At 72.2% G+C, this 14,274-nt stretch carries 17 protein-coding genes; 4 read left to right on the top strand and 13 right to left on the bottom strand.

From position 1 onward, the window contains the following. Positions 1 to 327: 327 nt before the first annotated feature. Positions 328 to 999 carry a DNA-3-methyladenine glycosylase gene (locus EBN88_RS22835; protein WP_122398953.1) on the bottom strand — a complete coding sequence of 224 codons (672 nt, stop codon included), beginning with the start codon at positions 997 to 999 and terminating at the stop codon, positions 328 to 330. A gap of 83 nt (positions 1,000 to 1,082) precedes the next feature. On the opposite strand from EBN88_RS22835, the gene EBN88_RS22830 reads away from it, so the two are divergent. Then, entirely contained in the window at positions 1,083 to 1,622 is a 540-nt protein-coding gene (locus EBN88_RS22830; protein ID WP_122398952.1) for a YbhB/YbcL family Raf kinase inhibitor-like protein, read from the top strand. Between the two features lie 132 nt (positions 1,623 to 1,754). Next, positions 1,755 to 2,285, top strand: a complete 531-nt coding sequence (locus EBN88_RS22825) for an HNH endonuclease (protein ID WP_122398954.1) — start codon at positions 1,755 to 1,757, stop codon at positions 2,283 to 2,285. An 81-nt stretch (positions 2,286 to 2,366) separates the two neighbouring features. Here the strand turns inward: EBN88_RS22825 and EBN88_RS22820 are convergent, their stop codons facing one another. The 3 genes from EBN88_RS22820 to EBN88_RS22810 form a co-directional block, all read right to left on the bottom strand. Continuing rightward, positions 2,367 to 3,341, bottom strand: a complete 975-nt coding sequence (locus EBN88_RS22820) for an SPFH domain-containing protein (RefSeq protein WP_122398951.1) — start codon at positions 3,339 to 3,341, stop codon at positions 2,367 to 2,369. Positions 3,342 to 3,408: 67 nt separating this feature from the next. Continuing rightward, on the bottom strand, positions 3,409 to 3,831 hold the full coding sequence (locus tag EBN88_RS22815) for an NfeD family protein (protein ID WP_122398950.1): 423 nt from the start codon (positions 3,829 to 3,831) through the stop codon (positions 3,409 to 3,411). Positions 3,832 to 3,936: 105 nt separating this feature from the next. After that, on the bottom strand, positions 3,937 to 4,728 hold the full coding sequence (locus EBN88_RS22810) for an ABC transporter ATP-binding protein (RefSeq protein WP_122398949.1): 792 nt from the start codon (positions 4,726 to 4,728) through the stop codon (positions 3,937 to 3,939). A 132-nt stretch (positions 4,729 to 4,860) separates the two neighbouring features. On the opposite strand from EBN88_RS22810, the gene EBN88_RS22805 reads away from it, so the two are divergent. Further along, positions 4,861 to 5,649 (top strand): hypothetical protein, encoded by a 789-nt coding sequence (locus EBN88_RS22805; protein WP_122398948.1) that lies wholly within the window; start codon positions 4,861 to 4,863, stop codon positions 5,647 to 5,649. Between the two features lie 73 nt (positions 5,650 to 5,722). Here EBN88_RS22805 and EBN88_RS22800 read toward each other — a convergent pair whose 3' ends face one another. The 5 genes from EBN88_RS22800 to EBN88_RS22780 all read right to left on the bottom strand — a co-directional run bounded on the left by EBN88_RS22800 (position 5,723) and on the right by EBN88_RS22780 (position 10,961). Further along, a complete protein-coding gene (locus tag EBN88_RS22800; RefSeq protein WP_122398947.1) occupies positions 5,723 to 5,962 on the bottom strand; it encodes a chaplin in 240 nt (79 codons plus the stop codon). A 157-nt stretch (positions 5,963 to 6,119) separates the two neighbouring features. Beyond that, positions 6,120 to 6,359 (bottom strand): chaplin, encoded by a 240-nt coding sequence (locus EBN88_RS22795; protein WP_122398946.1) that lies wholly within the window; start codon positions 6,357 to 6,359, stop codon positions 6,120 to 6,122. Between the two features lie 220 nt (positions 6,360 to 6,579). After that, entirely contained in the window at positions 6,580 to 7,221 is a 642-nt protein-coding gene (locus tag EBN88_RS22790) for a response regulator (RefSeq protein ID WP_122398945.1), read from the bottom strand. Continuing rightward, positions 7,214 to 8,365, bottom strand: coding sequence for a GAF domain-containing sensor histidine kinase (locus EBN88_RS22785; protein WP_122398944.1), 1,152 nt, complete (start codon positions 8,363 to 8,365; stop codon positions 7,214 to 7,216). The genes EBN88_RS22790 and EBN88_RS22785 overlap by 8 nt, the downstream gene beginning before the upstream one ends. Positions 8,366 to 8,477: 112 nt before the next feature. After that, positions 8,478 to 10,961: an FHA domain-containing protein gene (locus EBN88_RS22780; protein WP_122398943.1), complete on the bottom strand. Its 2,484-nt coding sequence runs from the start codon at positions 10,959 to 10,961 to the stop codon at positions 8,478 to 8,480. 256 nt (positions 10,962 to 11,217) lie between these two features. On the opposite strand from EBN88_RS22780, the gene serB reads away from it, so the two are divergent. Continuing rightward, on the top strand, positions 11,218 to 12,438 hold the full coding sequence (serB, locus tag EBN88_RS22775; protein ID WP_122398942.1) for a phosphoserine phosphatase SerB: 1,221 nt from the start codon (positions 11,218 to 11,220) through the stop codon (positions 12,436 to 12,438). A 20-nt stretch (positions 12,439 to 12,458) separates the two neighbouring features. Here serB and EBN88_RS22770 read toward each other — a convergent pair whose 3' ends face one another. The 4 genes from EBN88_RS22770 to EBN88_RS22760 form a co-directional block, all read right to left on the bottom strand. Further along, positions 12,459 to 12,977, bottom strand: coding sequence for a SixA phosphatase family protein (locus tag EBN88_RS22770; RefSeq protein ID WP_122185782.1), 519 nt, complete (start codon positions 12,975 to 12,977; stop codon positions 12,459 to 12,461). Between the two features lie 109 nt (positions 12,978 to 13,086). Then, positions 13,087 to 13,269 (bottom strand): hypothetical protein, encoded by a 183-nt coding sequence (locus tag EBN88_RS22765; RefSeq protein WP_122185781.1) that lies wholly within the window; start codon positions 13,267 to 13,269, stop codon positions 13,087 to 13,089. Between the two features lie 172 nt (positions 13,270 to 13,441). Further along, positions 13,442 to 13,558, bottom strand: a complete 117-nt coding sequence (locus EBN88_RS32440; RefSeq protein ID WP_267902585.1) for an SGM_5486 family transporter-associated protein — start codon at positions 13,556 to 13,558, stop codon at positions 13,442 to 13,444. A gap of 16 nt (positions 13,559 to 13,574) precedes the next feature. Beyond that, positions 13,575 to 14,274: MFS transporter (locus EBN88_RS22760; RefSeq protein WP_122185780.1), on the bottom strand; the 700-nt coding region annotated here is incomplete at its 5' end.

The raw sequence follows: 14,274 nt of genomic DNA, 5'->3' as shown, positions 1-14,274 counted from the left end.
AAAGCGCCCACAAAGATGCTCGAACATCCTCGCAAACAACTCAAAAATCTGGCATTGACTTTTGGCACACTGTTGAGTTCTCAAGGAACGGACGCTTCCATCAAACCCCCCTCGGGGCCCTCCGGGCACTTCCCTTCGCTGTGTCCACTACTTTAGAACCAACCCCACCCGAATTCCAAATCGGGGTTCTCGGGGAGGATTTTCGGCGTGCCGAAAAGAGCCCCCGAGAGGGAGATCGTTGCTTGGTAGTGGGCTGTCGCCGAAGCTGCTCCGAAGGGTCTGACGACCGGCTTCCAGGGGCGTCTGCTTCAGGCGACTCGATCCACGTTACGACTCCGTGGCCGGCACGTCAAGCCGGGCAGCTCGGCGGCGCGGCTGGTGGGCCCGGTAGGGGCTGACGGTGGGGTCGTCGGCGATCCAGTAGCGCCACGGGTGGACCGCGCCCGGGCCCGATATGCCCGTGCGGGGACCGGAGTTGATCCGGCCGCGCGGGACCGGGGTGCCCTGGCGGACGTGGAGCGGGGCGGTCGGTTCGCCGCAGACGTCGGTGCCGTCGAGGGCGCGGTCCACGCCGAGGGCGGTGGCCAGTCGGGCCGGGCCCTTGGCCAGCTCGGTGTCCTTGCGGGCCTTGGCCCTGCGGGTGCGGGCCAGTTCCGCGCCGGTGAGGATCTCGCCGGCGCGGAGCAGGACTCCGCTGGCGTGGCCCTCGGGTCCGCAGACCAGGTTGAGGCAGTGCCACATGCCATAGGTGAAGTAGACATAGGCGTGGCCGGGCGGGCCGTACATCGAGGCGTTGCGCTGGGTGCGGCCCCGGAAGGCGTGGGAGCCGGGGTCGATCTCCCCGGCGTACGCCTCGACCTCGGTGATCCGGAGGGTGATGGTGCCCTGTTCGGTGGTGCGGACCAGGGTGCGGCCGAGGAGTTCGGGGGCGACGTCGAGCACCGCTCGGTCGAAGAAGTCGCGGGGCAGCGGCTGGTCGGGGGTGGGCTTCTTCGGCACGTCTCTCTTCCGGCGCTTCAGGGGTGGTCGGCTGACTAGGCTAACCGGACAAGCGAACCGTTCGACGAGGAGGTTTCCGCTCTATGTCCGAGTTGCGCCGTCGTCCCCTGCCGCATGACTTCCATCCGCCGGTGGCCGCGTTCACGGTGACCAGTGAGGAGTTCCAGGACGGTGGGGCGCTGCCCGAGGCGCAGGTGTACGCGGGAGGCAACCGTTCTCCGCAGCTGAGCTGGTCCGGTTTTCCGGAGGGGACCCGGAGCTTCGCGGTGACCTGCTTTGACCCGGACGCGCCGACGGGGAGTGGGTTCTGGCACTGGGTGCTGTTCGACCTGCCGGCCTCGGTGACCGAGCTGCCGGCGGGGGCCGGGGGCGCGGACGGGTCCGGGCTGCCGGCGGGGGCGGTGACGGTGCGGAACGACTATGGGACGCGGGACTTCGGCGGGGCCGCGCCGCCGCCCGGGGACGGGCCGCACCGCTATGTGTTCACCGTGTACGCGGTGGACCAGGAGAAGTTGGGTCCCGACGAGAACGCGACGCCGGCGCAGGTGGGCTTCATGCTGCGGTTCCACGCGCTGGGTCGGGCGCGGCTGATCGGCGAGTACGAGGTGCCGGCCGAGGGCTGATCCCGAGCGTGTTCACCTCCCGTTCCCGTGAAGTGCCGCCGGGGGAAATTGCGTTGTCCCACCGTGGTGGTGGCGGCACAGTGGGTGCCGGCCCGCCGGGGACGGCGGCGCGGGAACGGGGAGGTGGTCGGGGTGTCGGGCACCCTGGTGTTGAACGCGAGCTATGAGCCGCTGTCGACGGTGTCGCCGCGGCGGGCCGTGGTGCTGGTGTTGCAGCGCAAGGCGGATCTGGAGCACGCGGTGCCTGGCTCGCGCTTCCGGGCGGCCGCCCTCGACCTTCCGGTGCCGCAGGTGATCAGGTTGCGGCGGTTTGTGAAGGTTCCGTTTCGACAACAGGCGCCCTGGTCGCGGCGGGGGGTGCTGGTGCGGGACCGGCACCGGTGCGCGTACTGCGGGCGGCGGGCGACGACGGTGGACCATGTGGTGCCGCGTTCGCGCGGGGGCCGCGACACCTGGCTGAATACCGTCGCCGCCTGTGCGGACGACAACCGACGGAAGGCGAACCGGACGCCGGCCGAGGCGGGGATGCGGCTGCTGGTCGAGCCGTTCCAGCCGACCCCTGCGGACGCGCTGGTGTTGGCGCTGGGCGGGCAGGGCGCGGTGGGCGAGCTGCCGGAGTGGCTGACCGCCGGGACGGCGGCCGGCTCGTTGCGGGTGGCCTGAGTTACGGAACAACGCGGCGGTGCCGTCCGGGAGTTGGCTTCCGGGCGGCACCGCCGTCGGGCGTCCTGGAGGGACGGTGGGTCACTCGATGTAGGGGCGTTCCCGGGGGGACGGGGGCTTGTCGAGGGTGGGGCCGCCGCCCTGGCCGCCGGTGCCTCCGCCGCCGTTGTCGTTGTCGCCGGCGCCGGTGATGCGGTTGAGGTTGCCGCCGAGGCCCTTGAGCGCCTCGCCGATCTCGCTGGGCACGATCCAGAGCTTGTTGGACTCGCCCTGGGCGATCTTGGGGAGCATCTGGACGTACTGGTAGGAGAGGAGCTTCTGGTCGGCGTCGCCGGCGTGGATGGCCTCGAAGACGGTGCGGATGGCCTGGGCCTCGCCCTCGGAGCGGAGGGCGGCGGCGCGGGCGTCACCCTCGGCGCGCAGGATCTCGGACTGCTTGGCGCCCTCGGCCTGGAGGATCTCCGACTGCCGGACGCCCTCGGCCTGGAGGATCGCGGCGCGCTTGTCGCGGTCGGCGCGCATCTGCTTCTCCATCGAGTCCTGGATGGAGGTGGGCGGCTCGATGGCCTTCAGCTCGACGCGGTTGACGCGGATGCCCCACTTGCCCGTCGCCTCGTCGAGCACCCCGCGCAGCGCGGCGTTGATCTCCTCGCGGGAGGTGAGGGTGCGCTCCAGGTCCATGCCGCCGATGATGTTCCGCAGGGTGGTGACGGTGAGCTGCTCGATCGCCTGGATGTAGTTGGAGACCTCGTAGGTCGCCGCGCGCGCGTCCGTCACCTGGTAGTAGATGACGGTGTCGATGTTGACGACGAGGTTGTCCTGGGTGATCACCGGCTGGGGCGGGAACGGGACGACCTGTTCCCTGAGGTCGATCCGGTTGCGGATGCGGTCGATGAAGGGAACGACGATGTTGAGGCCGGCGTTGAGCGTGCGCGTGTAGCGACCGAAGCGCTCGACGATGGCTGCGCTGGCCTGCTGGATCACCTGGATGGTTTGGACGAGCGCGATGACGACCAGCACCACCAGGATGATCAGCACGATGATGATGGCGTCCATCGTGTACTCCCCCTGCTGCTAGTTGAGTTGGGACGATTGTCGGGACAGCTGCGTGTCGCGGCAGCCATCACATCACGATGGCGGTGGCTCCGTCGATCTCGACGACGCTCACCTGGGTGCCCGGCTCGTAGGTGTCCTCGTCGCCCAGCGCGCGGGCCGACCACTCCTCGCCGGCGAGCTTGATGCGCCCGCTGTGGGTGTCGACGCGCTCCAGCACGATGGCGGAGCGTCCCTTGAGGGCGTCGACGCCGCTGCGCAGCTCGGGCGGGCCGTTGCCGGCGCGGCGGGCGATGGGGCGGACGGCGAGGATCAGCGCGGTGGAGACCACCGCGAAGACCAGCACCTGGATGACCAGGCTGTCGGTGAACGAGGCGGTGATGGCCGCCGCGACGGCGCCGGCGCCGAGCATCCCCAGCTCCGGCATGGTGGTGAGCACCAGCGCGATGCCGAATCCTCCGGCGGCTATCAGCCACCACACCCAGAAGTCCACCAAGCCATCGTAATGCCGTGGTGGGGCCCGGGAACAGGTCGCAACCGGTCAGTGCGGCCGGTCTGTTGGGGTCGCCTGGTGGCGGTCGGTCAGGTGGGCGGTCGGTCAGGTGAGCGGGAGGCCCCTCGCGGTCCACCGGTCGCCCTGGCGCTCGACGATCAGGGGCAGGCCGAAGCAGCGGGAGAGCTGGGCGGAGGTGAGGGTGTCCTCGACGGGCCCGGCGGCCAGGACCTTGCCGCCCCTGATGAGCAGGACGTGGGTGAAGCCGGGGGCGATCTCCTCGACGTGGTGGGTGACCATCACCATCGAGGGGGCGTAGGGGTCGCGGGCCAGGCGGCCGAGCCGGCGGACCAGGTCCTCGCGGCCGCCGAGGTCGAGGCCGGCGGCGGGCTCGTCCAGGAGCAGCAGTTCGGGGTCGGTCATCAGGGCGCGGGCGATCTGGGTGCGCTTGCGCTCGCCCTCGGAGAGGGTGCCGAAGCGGCGGTCGAGGAGGTCGTTCATGCCGAGGCGGTCGAGGAAGGCGCGGGCGCGCTGCTCGTCGACGGCCTCGTAGCTCTCCTGCCAGCCGGCGGTCATGCCGTAGGCGGCGGTGAGCACGGTCTGAAGGACGGTCTGGCGGCGGGAGAGCTTGTCGGCGAGCGCGCTGCTGGCCATGCCGATGCGGGGGCGCAGTTCGAAGACGTCGACGCCGCCCAGCTTCTCGCCGAGGATCTGGACGGTGCCGCTGGTGGGGAACAGATAGCTGGACGCGACGTTCAACAGGGTCGTCTTGCCGGCTCCGTTGGGGCCCAGGATCACCCAGCGCTCGCCCTCGGCGATCGACCAGGAGACCTTGTCCAGCAGAGCGCGGCCTTCGCGGACCACGGATACGTCCACCAGCTCCAGTACATCGCTCATGCGCGCGGTTACTCCCCTTGCCATCGCCGTTTCGGTGCCTGTGGGCACTTCCCCAGGACAAAACCTACGCCACCCTTCACCGGCATCGAGCGTCAGGCGGCTTGTTCCGGGTTCTTATCTAAGGTAGAGGGCATGTGGGAGGAACCTCGTGTGGGGCGGCTGGCCGCCTGGGGCAACGCGCTGTTGGCCGGTCTGGTGTCGCCGGACGACGCGGCGGCCGGGGTGGTCGCCGACGACGCGGCGCACCGGGTGGTGGGGCTGCCGGGCGAGTCGGGCCAGGTCGGGCTGACGTTGGCGCTGGGCCGGCTGCGGGCGCTGGGCGCCGTGGGGTTGCGGATCGCGCTGCCGGCGCCGGGGCATCCGCTGGGGCTCTCGGGTCCGCCGGAGTTCAACGAGGCGGCGTTGGAGGCGGGTGAGGCGGTGCTGGTGTCGGGGCCGGCGCTGGGTCTGGTGCCGGAGGTGGTGGAGCGGGGTCCCGCCGGGGACGTGTGGTGCGAGGTGCTGTGGCGGGTGTCGCCGGTGCGGCAGGCGCCGCCGGCTGATGTGCCGTCGTTGGGTGAGGCGGAGCGCGAGTTGGCGGAGGTGCTGCGGGACGCGACGCGGGCGTTGACGGCGTTGGACGTGGCGGGTTCGGGGCCGGTGGCCGAGGCGGCGCTGGCGGCGTACCGGGCGCGGACGGAGCGGGGGCGGCAGCTGTTGGCGCCGGGGTATCCGCCGCGCGCGGTGCGGGTGTTGGAGTTGGCGGGGCGGGTGGCGGCGCTGGTGGACATCGCGGGGCGTGACGAGGGGGGCGGGGCGGTGAGCGCCGGGGAACTGGCCCGGCGCGAGGCGCTGTTGCGGCCGGTGGAGCGGGCGGCGCGGCGGGCGCGGGTGGCGGCGTACAACGCCTGTGCGGAGGAGCGGGAGCGGCAGCGGGGGTAGGAGGCGGCGGCCAACGGGAGCGGCCCCCGGGGCCGGTTGGCTTCCCGGGGGCCGCTTCGGCGGTGGGGCCTCGTCAGTCGTTGACGGCCGCGTTGCCGAAGGTCGGGTTGAGCAGGCCGATCACGTTGATCGAGTTGCCGCTGAGGTTGACCGGCACGTGGATCGGCGCCTGGATGTTGTTGCCCGAGGCGACCCCGGGCGAGCCGGCGGCGCCGCCGATGGCGCCGGAGTCGGCTGCGGCACTGCCGGCGGCGGCGCCCAGGGTGGCGCCGGTGGCGGCGAGGACCAGGGCGGCCTTCTTCGCGGTGTTCATGAGATGCGTTCCTCCTGGACGGATGCGTGTGCCGCGACTCCTCGGTGGGAGTCGCGCGTTGCACAACGCGTCGATCTGGCGTGCGGCACGGGCGGGCTGCCCGTTACCCCCGTACGGATCAACGCGTGGGGTGTGGGCTGACGGTGGCCGTGCCCGGTCAGTGGTTGGCGGCGATGTTGCCGAAGGCCGGGTTGAGCAGGCCGATCACGTTGATGGTGTTCCCGCTGACGTTGACGGGGACGTCCACCGGGATCTGGACGCTGTTGCCGGAGATGACGCCGGGCGAGCCGAGGGCGGCGCCGGCGGCTCCGCTGTCGGCGTTGGCCACGCCGGCCCCGGTCGCGGCGATTCCGCCGACGAGGAGAACGACGGCGCCGGCCTTCCTGAGGTTGTTCACGTTGCGTCCTTTGGCTGGGTTTCTCGAAGACGGCCGGTGCGGGGTTGCCCCGGCCCGCCCTCAACAACGGCCGCTCGTGGGCGGGGACACGCCCGGGTCGCCCGCCTCACCCGATGGTATGAAGAGCGGAGTTGACCATGGTCCGACGAAGCGGGACCGGAGGCGACAGAACCCGGCTCGCCGCGCCCGGTTGGGGGTGCCGGCCGCTCGTCGTCGGGGCTCAGTCGGCGATGCCGTGGCGGACCGCCCAGAGGGCGGCCTGGGTGCGGTCGGCGAGGTCCAGCTTCATCAGGATGTTGGAGACATGGGTCTTCACCGTCTTCTCGGAGAGCACCAGGGCGCGGGCGATCTCCCGGTTGGCGCGGCCCCTGGCGATCAGGGCCAGCACCTCGCGCTCCCGGTCGGTGAGCGAGCCGCCCCGGCCGCCGCCCCCGCCCTCCTGGGCCAACAGGGCGCCGGCCACCTCGGGTTGGAGCAGCACATGCCCGGCGTGCACGGAGCGGATGGCGCCGGCGAGGGCGTCGGGGTCGATGTCCTTGTGCACATAGCCGGCGGCCCCGGCGCGCAGCGCGGGCACGATGGTGCGGCGCTCGGTGAAGCTGGTGACGATCAACACCCGGGCGGCGTTGCCCCGTTCGCGGAGTTGGCCGAGGGCCTCGACGCCGTCGGTGCCGGGCATCTTGACGTCCATCAGGATGACGTCGGGGCGCAGTTCCTCGGCGGCGGCGACGCCGGCCGACCCGTCGGCGGCCTCGCCGACCACCTCTATGTCGTCCTGCACCTCAAGGAAGGTCCGCAGGCCGCGCCTGACCACCTGGTGGTCGTCCACGATCAGCACGCGAATGGCCCTGGTCTCAGGCACCCGGCACCTCCATCTCGATCACGGTTCCCTCGCCGGGTGTTGAGCGCACGGCGAGCGTGCCGCCGACGGCCGCCGCCCGGTCGCGCATGGAGACCAGGCCCAGGTGGCGCCCGGCGGTGCGGACGGCGTCGGGGTCGAAGCCCGTTCCGTCGTCGCTGACCCGCAGCACGGTGGCGGTGCCCCGGCGGCGCAGCGCCACGGTGACGGTGCCGGGGTCGGCGTGGCGGAGGGCGTTGTGCAGGGCCTCCTGGGCGACGCGCAGCAGCGCCGACTCCTGGGGCGCGGGCAGGGCGCGGGTGTCGCGGCAGTCGAAGAGCACCTTGGCGGGGTGGGCGCGGTCCAGGACCTGGGTCTGGGCGCGCAGGGTCGCGGCGAGGCCGTCCTCGTCGAGGGCGGCGGGGCGCAGTTCGACGACGGCGGCGCGCAGTTCCTCGGCGGCCTCGGCGGCGAGCGCGGTGACCTGGCCCAGCTCGCTCCTGGCGCGTTCGAGGTCGCGGTCGATGAGGGTGGCGGCGGCCTGGGCGGTGAGCCGGAGCGAGAAGAGCTTCTGGGCGACGGCGTCGTGCAACTCGTGGGCGAGTCGGGCGCGTTCGTCGGAGATGGTCAGCTCGCGGCTGCGCTCGTAGAGGCGGGCGTTGGTCAGGGCGATGGCGGCGTGTTCGGCCAGCAGGTGGAGGAGCTGCTCGTCCTCGCCGGTGAAGCCGCAGCCGTCGCGGGGGCGCGGGGCGTCCCTGGGGCAGCGCTTGTTGGCGAGGAAGATGGCGCCGAGCACCTCCTCGCCGTCGGCGATCGGCATTCCGAGGAAGTCGGTCATCTCGGGGTGGGCCGAGGGCCAGCCCTCGAAGCGGGGGTCGAGGCGGACGTCGGGGAGCCGGACGGGGGTGGCCGAGGTGAGCATAGCGGCGAGGATGCCGTGCTGGCGGGGCAGCGGGCCGATGGCCTTCCACTGGCGGTCGGTGACGCCGTCGACGAAGAACTGTCCGAAGCCGCCGTTGCCGTCGGGGATGCCGAGCGCCGCGTAGCGGGCGTCGAGCAGCTCGCGTGCGGAGCGCACGATGGTCTGGAGCACGTCGTGCACCTGGAGCGTGCGGTTCATGGCGAGCAGCGCGGCGGAGACGGCCGCGAGACCGGTGGGTTGGCCCATGGTCGAAACGGTAACCCGCCGCCGCCCCTGGTCGGATCGGGCGGCGGCGGGTGCCGGGGTCGGGCCCTCGGCCTAGGTCGTGCGGCCGAGGCGGGCACGGTTCTCCGGCGGGTCAGGCGCGCATGACCTCGGGCTCGTGGCGGCGCAGGAACCTCATCACCAGGAAGCCGCAGATCACGGCGAGCACCAGCAGGGCGCCGACGTCGAGCAGCCAGTAGCCGGCCTCGTGCTTCCACAGCGGGTCCGGGTCGGGCTCGGCGGTGGGCGAGGCGGTCAGCGTGTTGAGGTCGACCGTGGTGCCGGTGCCGGCCAGGGCCCAGCGGGAGGGCATCAGCCAGGCGAGCTGCTCCACGCCGAGGGTGCCGTGGACCTGGAAGAGGGCGCCGGTGAAGACCAGTTGGACCACGGAGATCATCACCAGCAGCGGCATGGTCATCTCGGAGGTGCGGACCAGCGCGGAGATCACCAGGCCGATCATCATCGAGGTGCAGCCGAGGGTCATGATGACCAGGCTCATCTCGATGGCGGGCGAGTCGCTGAGGATCACGCCCTCCGGGGGCATGTCGCGGGGGGCGAAGCCGATGATGCACAGGATCGCGCCCTGGAGCACGGTGACGATGCCCAGCACGAAGACCTTGGACATCAGGTACGCGGAACGGGAGAGGCCGACGGCCCGTTCTCGTTCGTAGATGACGCGTTCCTTGATCAGCTCGCGGACCGCGTTGGCCGCGCCGGCGAAGCACATGCCGACGACGAGGACGAGCAGCACGATGCTGGCGTCGCCGTTGCGCAGGCCGTTCTCCAGCGGGCCGTAGCCGAGGCCGTTGTCGGCCGGGATGGCGAGGCTGACCAGGCCCAGGATGATCGGCAGGGCGACGGTCAGGACGAGGAAGCCCCGGTCGGCGAGGATCACGGCGGAGTAGCGGCGCATCAGGGTCAGCACCTGGGAGCCCCAGGTCTGGGCCTTCTGCTGCATGACGCCCATCGGCTGGTAGGGCGCGGCCTGCGGCTGCACCGCGTCGAGGTCGGCGGCGTACATCTGGTAGTGCTGCGAGCCGCGCCAGCGGCCCATCCAGTCGTAGTCGCGGTAGTTCTCGAACGCGGAGAAGACGTCGGCCCAGCTGTCGTAGCCGAAGAAGTTGAGCGCCTCGTCGGGCGGGCCGAAGTAGGCGACGCCGCCGCCGGGGGCCATCACCAGCACCCGGTCGCAGAGGCCGAGTTCGGCCACGGAGTGGGTGACGACGAGCACGGTGCGGCCGTCGTCGGCCAGGCCGCGCAGCAGCTGCATCACGTCGCGGTCCATGCCGGGGTCGAGGCCCGAGGTGGGCTCGTCGAGGAAGATCAGCGACGGCTTGGTGAGCAGCTCCAGGGCGACCGAGACCCGCTTGCGCTGGCCGCCGGAGAGCGAGGAGATCCGCTTGTCGGCGTGCGGCACGAGCTTCAGCTCGGCGAGCACCTCCTCGACCCGGTTGTTGCGCTCGGCGGCGCCGACGTCGCCGGGGAACCTGAGCTGGGCGGCGAGCCGGAGCGCCTGCCGGATGGGCAGCGCGGTGTGCAGGATGTCGTCCTGCGGGACGAGTCCGATGCGGTGCCGCAGCTCGGCGAAGTGCGTGTACAGGTTCCGGTGGTCGTAGAGGACCTCGCCGTAGGTGGCCGGGCGGTAGCCGGTCAGGGCGCGCAGCAGGGTCGACTTGCCGGAGCCGGACGGGCCGATGACGCCGATCAGCGACTTCTCGGGGACGCCGAAGGAGACGTCGTTGAGGATCGTGGTCTGGCCGTTGTTGACCTGGACGGTCAGGTGGCGGGCCGAGAAGGAGACCTCACCGGTGTCGACGAACTCCTGGAGCTGGTTGCCGACCAGGCGGAACGTCGAGTGGCCGATGCCGACGGTGTCGTTGGGGCCGAGGTTGGCCCGGCCGTTCTTCGGCAGCTGCTGGCCGTTGACGTAGGTGCCGTTGTGGCTGCCGAGGTCGTGGATCTCGAACCGGCCGTCCGAGTGGGCCAGGAACTCGGCGTGCAGCCGGGAGACCTGGAGGTCGGAGACGACCAGCTCGTTCTCCAGCGCGCGGCCGATCCTGGTGACCTTGCCGACGGAGAGCTGGTGGAGGCTGGTGGCCCCGTGGTTCGGCGGCTCGCCATGCGGCTGTCCGGCCGCCGGCTGGTGCTGCGGCGGCGGCCCCGCCGGTGGCTGGTGCTGGGGCGGCCCGGCGGTGGCGGCCTGCGCCTGCGCGTAGGGCATCGCGGGCGCCTGCTGCGACTGGTACGGCACGGCCGGCGCCTGCTGCGACGGGTACGGCGCCGAGGCGCCGGCGGAGAAGGTCAGCCGGGGGCCGTCGGTGGCGTTTCCCAGATGTATGACCGTGCCGGGGGCGAGCGCGTGCTGTTGGACGCGCTGCCCCTGGGCGTAGGTCCCGTTGGTGCTGCCGTGGTCCTCGATGACCCAGCTCTGCCCACCCCACCGCACGGTCGCGTGACGCCACGAGACACGAGCGTCCTGAAGGGCGAAGTCGCCCTGTGGATCTCTACCGAGGCTGTACGACCTGGTAGGGTCCAATGTCCAGATTTGACCGTTCAATTCGAGTACGAGTTCCGGCACTCCATGCCCCACAAAGTTGTCCCCCGAGTGACCTCCGGCCGGAAGTCTAGGGATGGTTGAACATCGTTGGGGAACTATTCCAGGCTCTGGCCGGAAACGGGAAGTCGCCCCCCGAAAGTCACCAAGCTGTCGCGAAGCGTGGGCTCCGCTGTGACGTTCACCGCACGGCCTGGGCGCTCGCGCCGCTGGTCGGGGTGTCCGTCTGCCGGACCGCGCGCCGGTCTCCCGCGCCCCAGCCGCTAACGTGGGCCCCATCATGACCTCCGTGACTTGGGCCGACGAGAACGCCCCCACGCTGCTGGTGAAGATCTTCGGCCGGGACCGCCCGGGGCTGACGGCCGGACTGTTCCGGACGCTGGCGGGCTTCCGGGTGGACGTCATCGACATCGAACAGGTCGTCACCCGGGGGCGGATCACGCTGTGCGCGCTGGTCCGGCCGCCGGCCGGGGACGCGTCGCACGCGGCCGAGGGCGAGCTGCGGGCGACCGTGCACGCCTGGGCTGAGGGCGCCGGGCTCCAGGCGGAGATCATCTCCGGAACCGGTGACAACCCGGCGCGCGGCACCGGGCGCAGCCATGTGACGGTGCTGGGGAACCCGTTGACCGCCGAGGCCACGGCGTCCGTGGCGGCGCGGATAGCGGCCACCGGCGGGAACATCGACCGGATCTACCGGCTGGCCAAGTACCCGGTGACGGCCGTGGAGTTCGATGTCTCCGGCGTGCCGACGGAGGAGCTGCGGACCGCGCTGGCCAGGGAGGCGGCGGCCAGCGGCGTGGACATCGCCGTGGTGTCCTCGGGCCTGCAACGGCGGGCGCCCCGGCTGGTGGTGATGGACGTGGACTCGACGCTGATCCAGGACGAGGTGATCGAGCTGTTCGCGGCGCACGCCGGCTGCGAGGAGCGGGTCGCCGAGGTGACGGCGGCGGCGATGCGCGGGGAGTTGGACTTCGAACAGTCGCTGCACCAGCGGGTCGCGCTGTTGGCCGGTCTCGACGAGTCGGTGGTCGACAAGGTGCGGTCCGAGGTGCGGCTGACGCCGGGCGCGCGGACGTTGATCCGCACGCTCAAGCGTCTCGGCTGCCAGGTGGGCGTGGTCTCGGGCGGGTTCACCCAGGTGACGGACGCGCTGCGGGAGCGGCTCGGGTTGGACTTCGCAGCGGCCAACACCCTCGAGGTGGTGGACGGGAAGCTGACCGGCCGGGTGGTCGGCGAGGTGGTGGACCGGCCGGGGAAGGCGCGGCTGCTGCGGCGGTTCGCCGCCGAGGCCGGGGTGCCGCTGTCCCGCACGGTGGCGATCGGGGACGGCGCCAACGACCTGGACATGTTGAACGCGGCGGGCCTCGGGGTGGCGTTCAACGCGAAGCCGCTGGTGCGCGAGGCGGCGCACACGGCCGTCTCGGTGCCGTTCCTGGACACCGTGCTGTACCTGCTGGGCATCACCAGGGAAGAGGTGGAGGCCGCCGACGCCCAGGGCTGAGGCGCGGGCCTCCCCCGGCCTCAGTCGTGGGGCGTCCAGAGGGTGACCAGGCGCGCCGCGCCGGGCTCCAGCGACTTCCACCCGCCGGTCAGCGTCAGCACGGCCTGGGCCGCCGTCGGGAAGCCGGTGGCCCGCAACCGGGCGCGGGTGTCGCCCTCGGAGGTGCCGGCGAGCAGGTCGGCCAGCGCGTGCAGGGTCGGGTTGTGGCCGACGACCAGCAGGTCGCGGACCGCGTCGTCCACCTCGTTGAGCACGGCGATCACCTCGCCTGGCGTGGCCTCGTAGAGCCGGCTCTCGTAGGTGGTCCTGGGGCGGCGGGGCAGCACGGAGGCGCACAGCTTCCAGGTGTCGCGGGCGCGCACGGCCGTGGAGCAGAGGGTGAGTTCGGGGGTGACGCCGGCGCCGGCGAGCCAGCGGCCGGCGAGGAGGGCGTCCTGACGGCCCCGCTCGGCGAGCGGTCGATCGTGGTCGGCGACGTCGGGCCAGTCGGCTTTGGCGTGTCGGAGAAGAACGATCCTGCGGACAACTTCGACGCTCATGTGCCCCAGCTTCGCACGAAACGGGCAGTCGGGGTCGGGGCGTTGGGCATCGGTGCCGCCCCGGGTGGGCCGGCCCGGCGCGGGAGGGCACCGGGTGGGCCGGTCGGCGTCAGAGCAGGGTCACCCTGAGGTGCTCCACGACGCGGGTGAACGGGTCCGTGCCGCTGGCCGTCGCGTTCTCCCCGCCGGAGGCGAGCAGGGCGAGGAGCCCGAGGAAGACGGCGACGGGCAGGGCCACGGCCCACCAGCGCAGGCGCAGCTCCCGTTGGCTGGTCTGGGCGCGGGCGGTCATGGCGCCTCCCTTTTCTCCGCTGCTGTTCGCGGGTGCGTTGATCAGCGATCTACGAGAAATCTAGGGAAGGTCGCGCCCGAGGCCCATCCGGTGAGCCACCCAGTCGCCCCTGAACCCAGCCCCCTAGGGGATGGTGGGGCCAGCCCCACCACGGAGCGGCGCCGCGGGGGTGTCAGGGCGAGGCGACGGTGGCGATCACGGCGATGACCACCGTGATCCCGAGCATGGCGCCCAGGATGAGCAGCAGGGTGCGTTGTCCGTTGCCGGGGTTGGGGTCGAGCGCTGGCATGGCACCAGTCTCGCACTCAGTGCCCGTCCTCCACGCAGCGGTCCCGCCCGGCGAGCACCCCGCAGCAGACCTGGGCGGCCAGCAGCGCCATCAGCAGCAGCAGCGGGGCCGTCCAGCCGCCGGTCGCCTCGTTGAGCGCGCCCACCAGCAACGGGCCCGGCACGGACAGCAGATAGCCGACGCTCTGCGCGAAGGCGGAGAGCCGGATCACGCCGGGGCCGGTGCGGGCGCGCAGGCCGATCATGGTGAGGGCGACGGTGAACGCGGTGTTGGCGACGCCCAGCAGCACCGCCCACGCCCAGGCGCCGCCGGCCGGCGCCAGCCACAGCCCGAGGTAGCCGCCGAAGCCGCACAGGCCGACGGCGATCACCAGCGGGCCCTGGCTGCGCAGCCGAGTGGCGAGGGTGGGCACCAGGAAGCTGAGCGGGGCGCCCATGCCCATCACCAGCGCGAGCAGCAGGCCGGCCGTGGAGGCGGAGACGCCGGCGTCGCGGTAGATCTGCGGCAGCCAGCCCATGGTGATGTAGGCGGCCGTCGCCTGGAGCCCGAAGAACACGGCCAGCGCCCAGGCGGTGGGCGAGCGGGTCAGGCGCAACGGCCGCCCCTCGGGGCCGGCTTCGGTGCCGCCGGGGCGGCGGGCGGCCCCGCCCCTGGCGCGCGGCCGGGGCAGCACCAGCCAGGGCAGCAGCGCCAGCGCGGCGAGCAGCGCCCAGGCG

Source organism: Streptomyces triticirhizae (genome assembly GCF_003696235.1).
Taxonomy (GTDB): domain Bacteria; phylum Actinomycetota; class Actinomycetes; order Streptomycetales; family Streptomycetaceae; genus Streptomyces; species Streptomyces triticirhizae.
This window is presented reverse-complemented; position numbering and strand designations above follow the sequence as displayed.

Excerpts from the sequence above, each read along its gene's own strand:
- EBN88_RS22830 (WP_122398952.1), top strand. The coding sequence starts at position 1,083 with ATGTCCGAGTTGCGCCGTCGTCCCCTGCCGCATGACTTCCATCCGCCG.
- EBN88_RS22765 (WP_122185781.1), bottom strand. The coding sequence starts at position 13,269 with ATGACCGCCCGCGCCCAGACCAGCCAACGGGAGCTGCGCCTGCGCTGG.
- EBN88_RS22800 (WP_122398947.1), bottom strand. The coding sequence starts at position 5,962 with ATGAACACCGCGAAGAAGGCCGCCCTGGTCCTCGCCGCCACCGGCGCC.
- serB (WP_122398942.1), top strand. The coding sequence starts at position 11,218 with ATGACCTCCGTGACTTGGGCCGACGAGAACGCCCCCACGCTGCTGGTG.
- EBN88_RS22770 (WP_122185782.1), bottom strand. The coding sequence starts at position 12,977 with ATGAGCGTCGAAGTTGTCCGCAGGATCGTTCTTCTCCGACACGCCAAA.
- EBN88_RS22820 (WP_122398951.1), bottom strand. The coding sequence starts at position 3,341 with ATGGACGCCATCATCATCGTGCTGATCATCCTGGTGGTGCTGGTCGTC.
- EBN88_RS22785 (WP_122398944.1), bottom strand. The coding sequence starts at position 8,365 with ATGGGCCAACCCACCGGTCTCGCGGCCGTCTCCGCCGCGCTGCTCGCC.
- EBN88_RS22805 (WP_122398948.1), top strand. The coding sequence starts at position 4,861 with ATGTGGGAGGAACCTCGTGTGGGGCGGCTGGCCGCCTGGGGCAACGCG.
- EBN88_RS22810 (WP_122398949.1), bottom strand. The coding sequence starts at position 4,728 with ATGAGCGATGTACTGGAGCTGGTGGACGTATCCGTGGTCCGCGAAGGC.
- EBN88_RS32440 (WP_267902585.1), bottom strand. The coding sequence starts at position 13,558 with ATGCCAGCGCTCGACCCCAACCCCGGCAACGGACAACGCACCCTGCTG.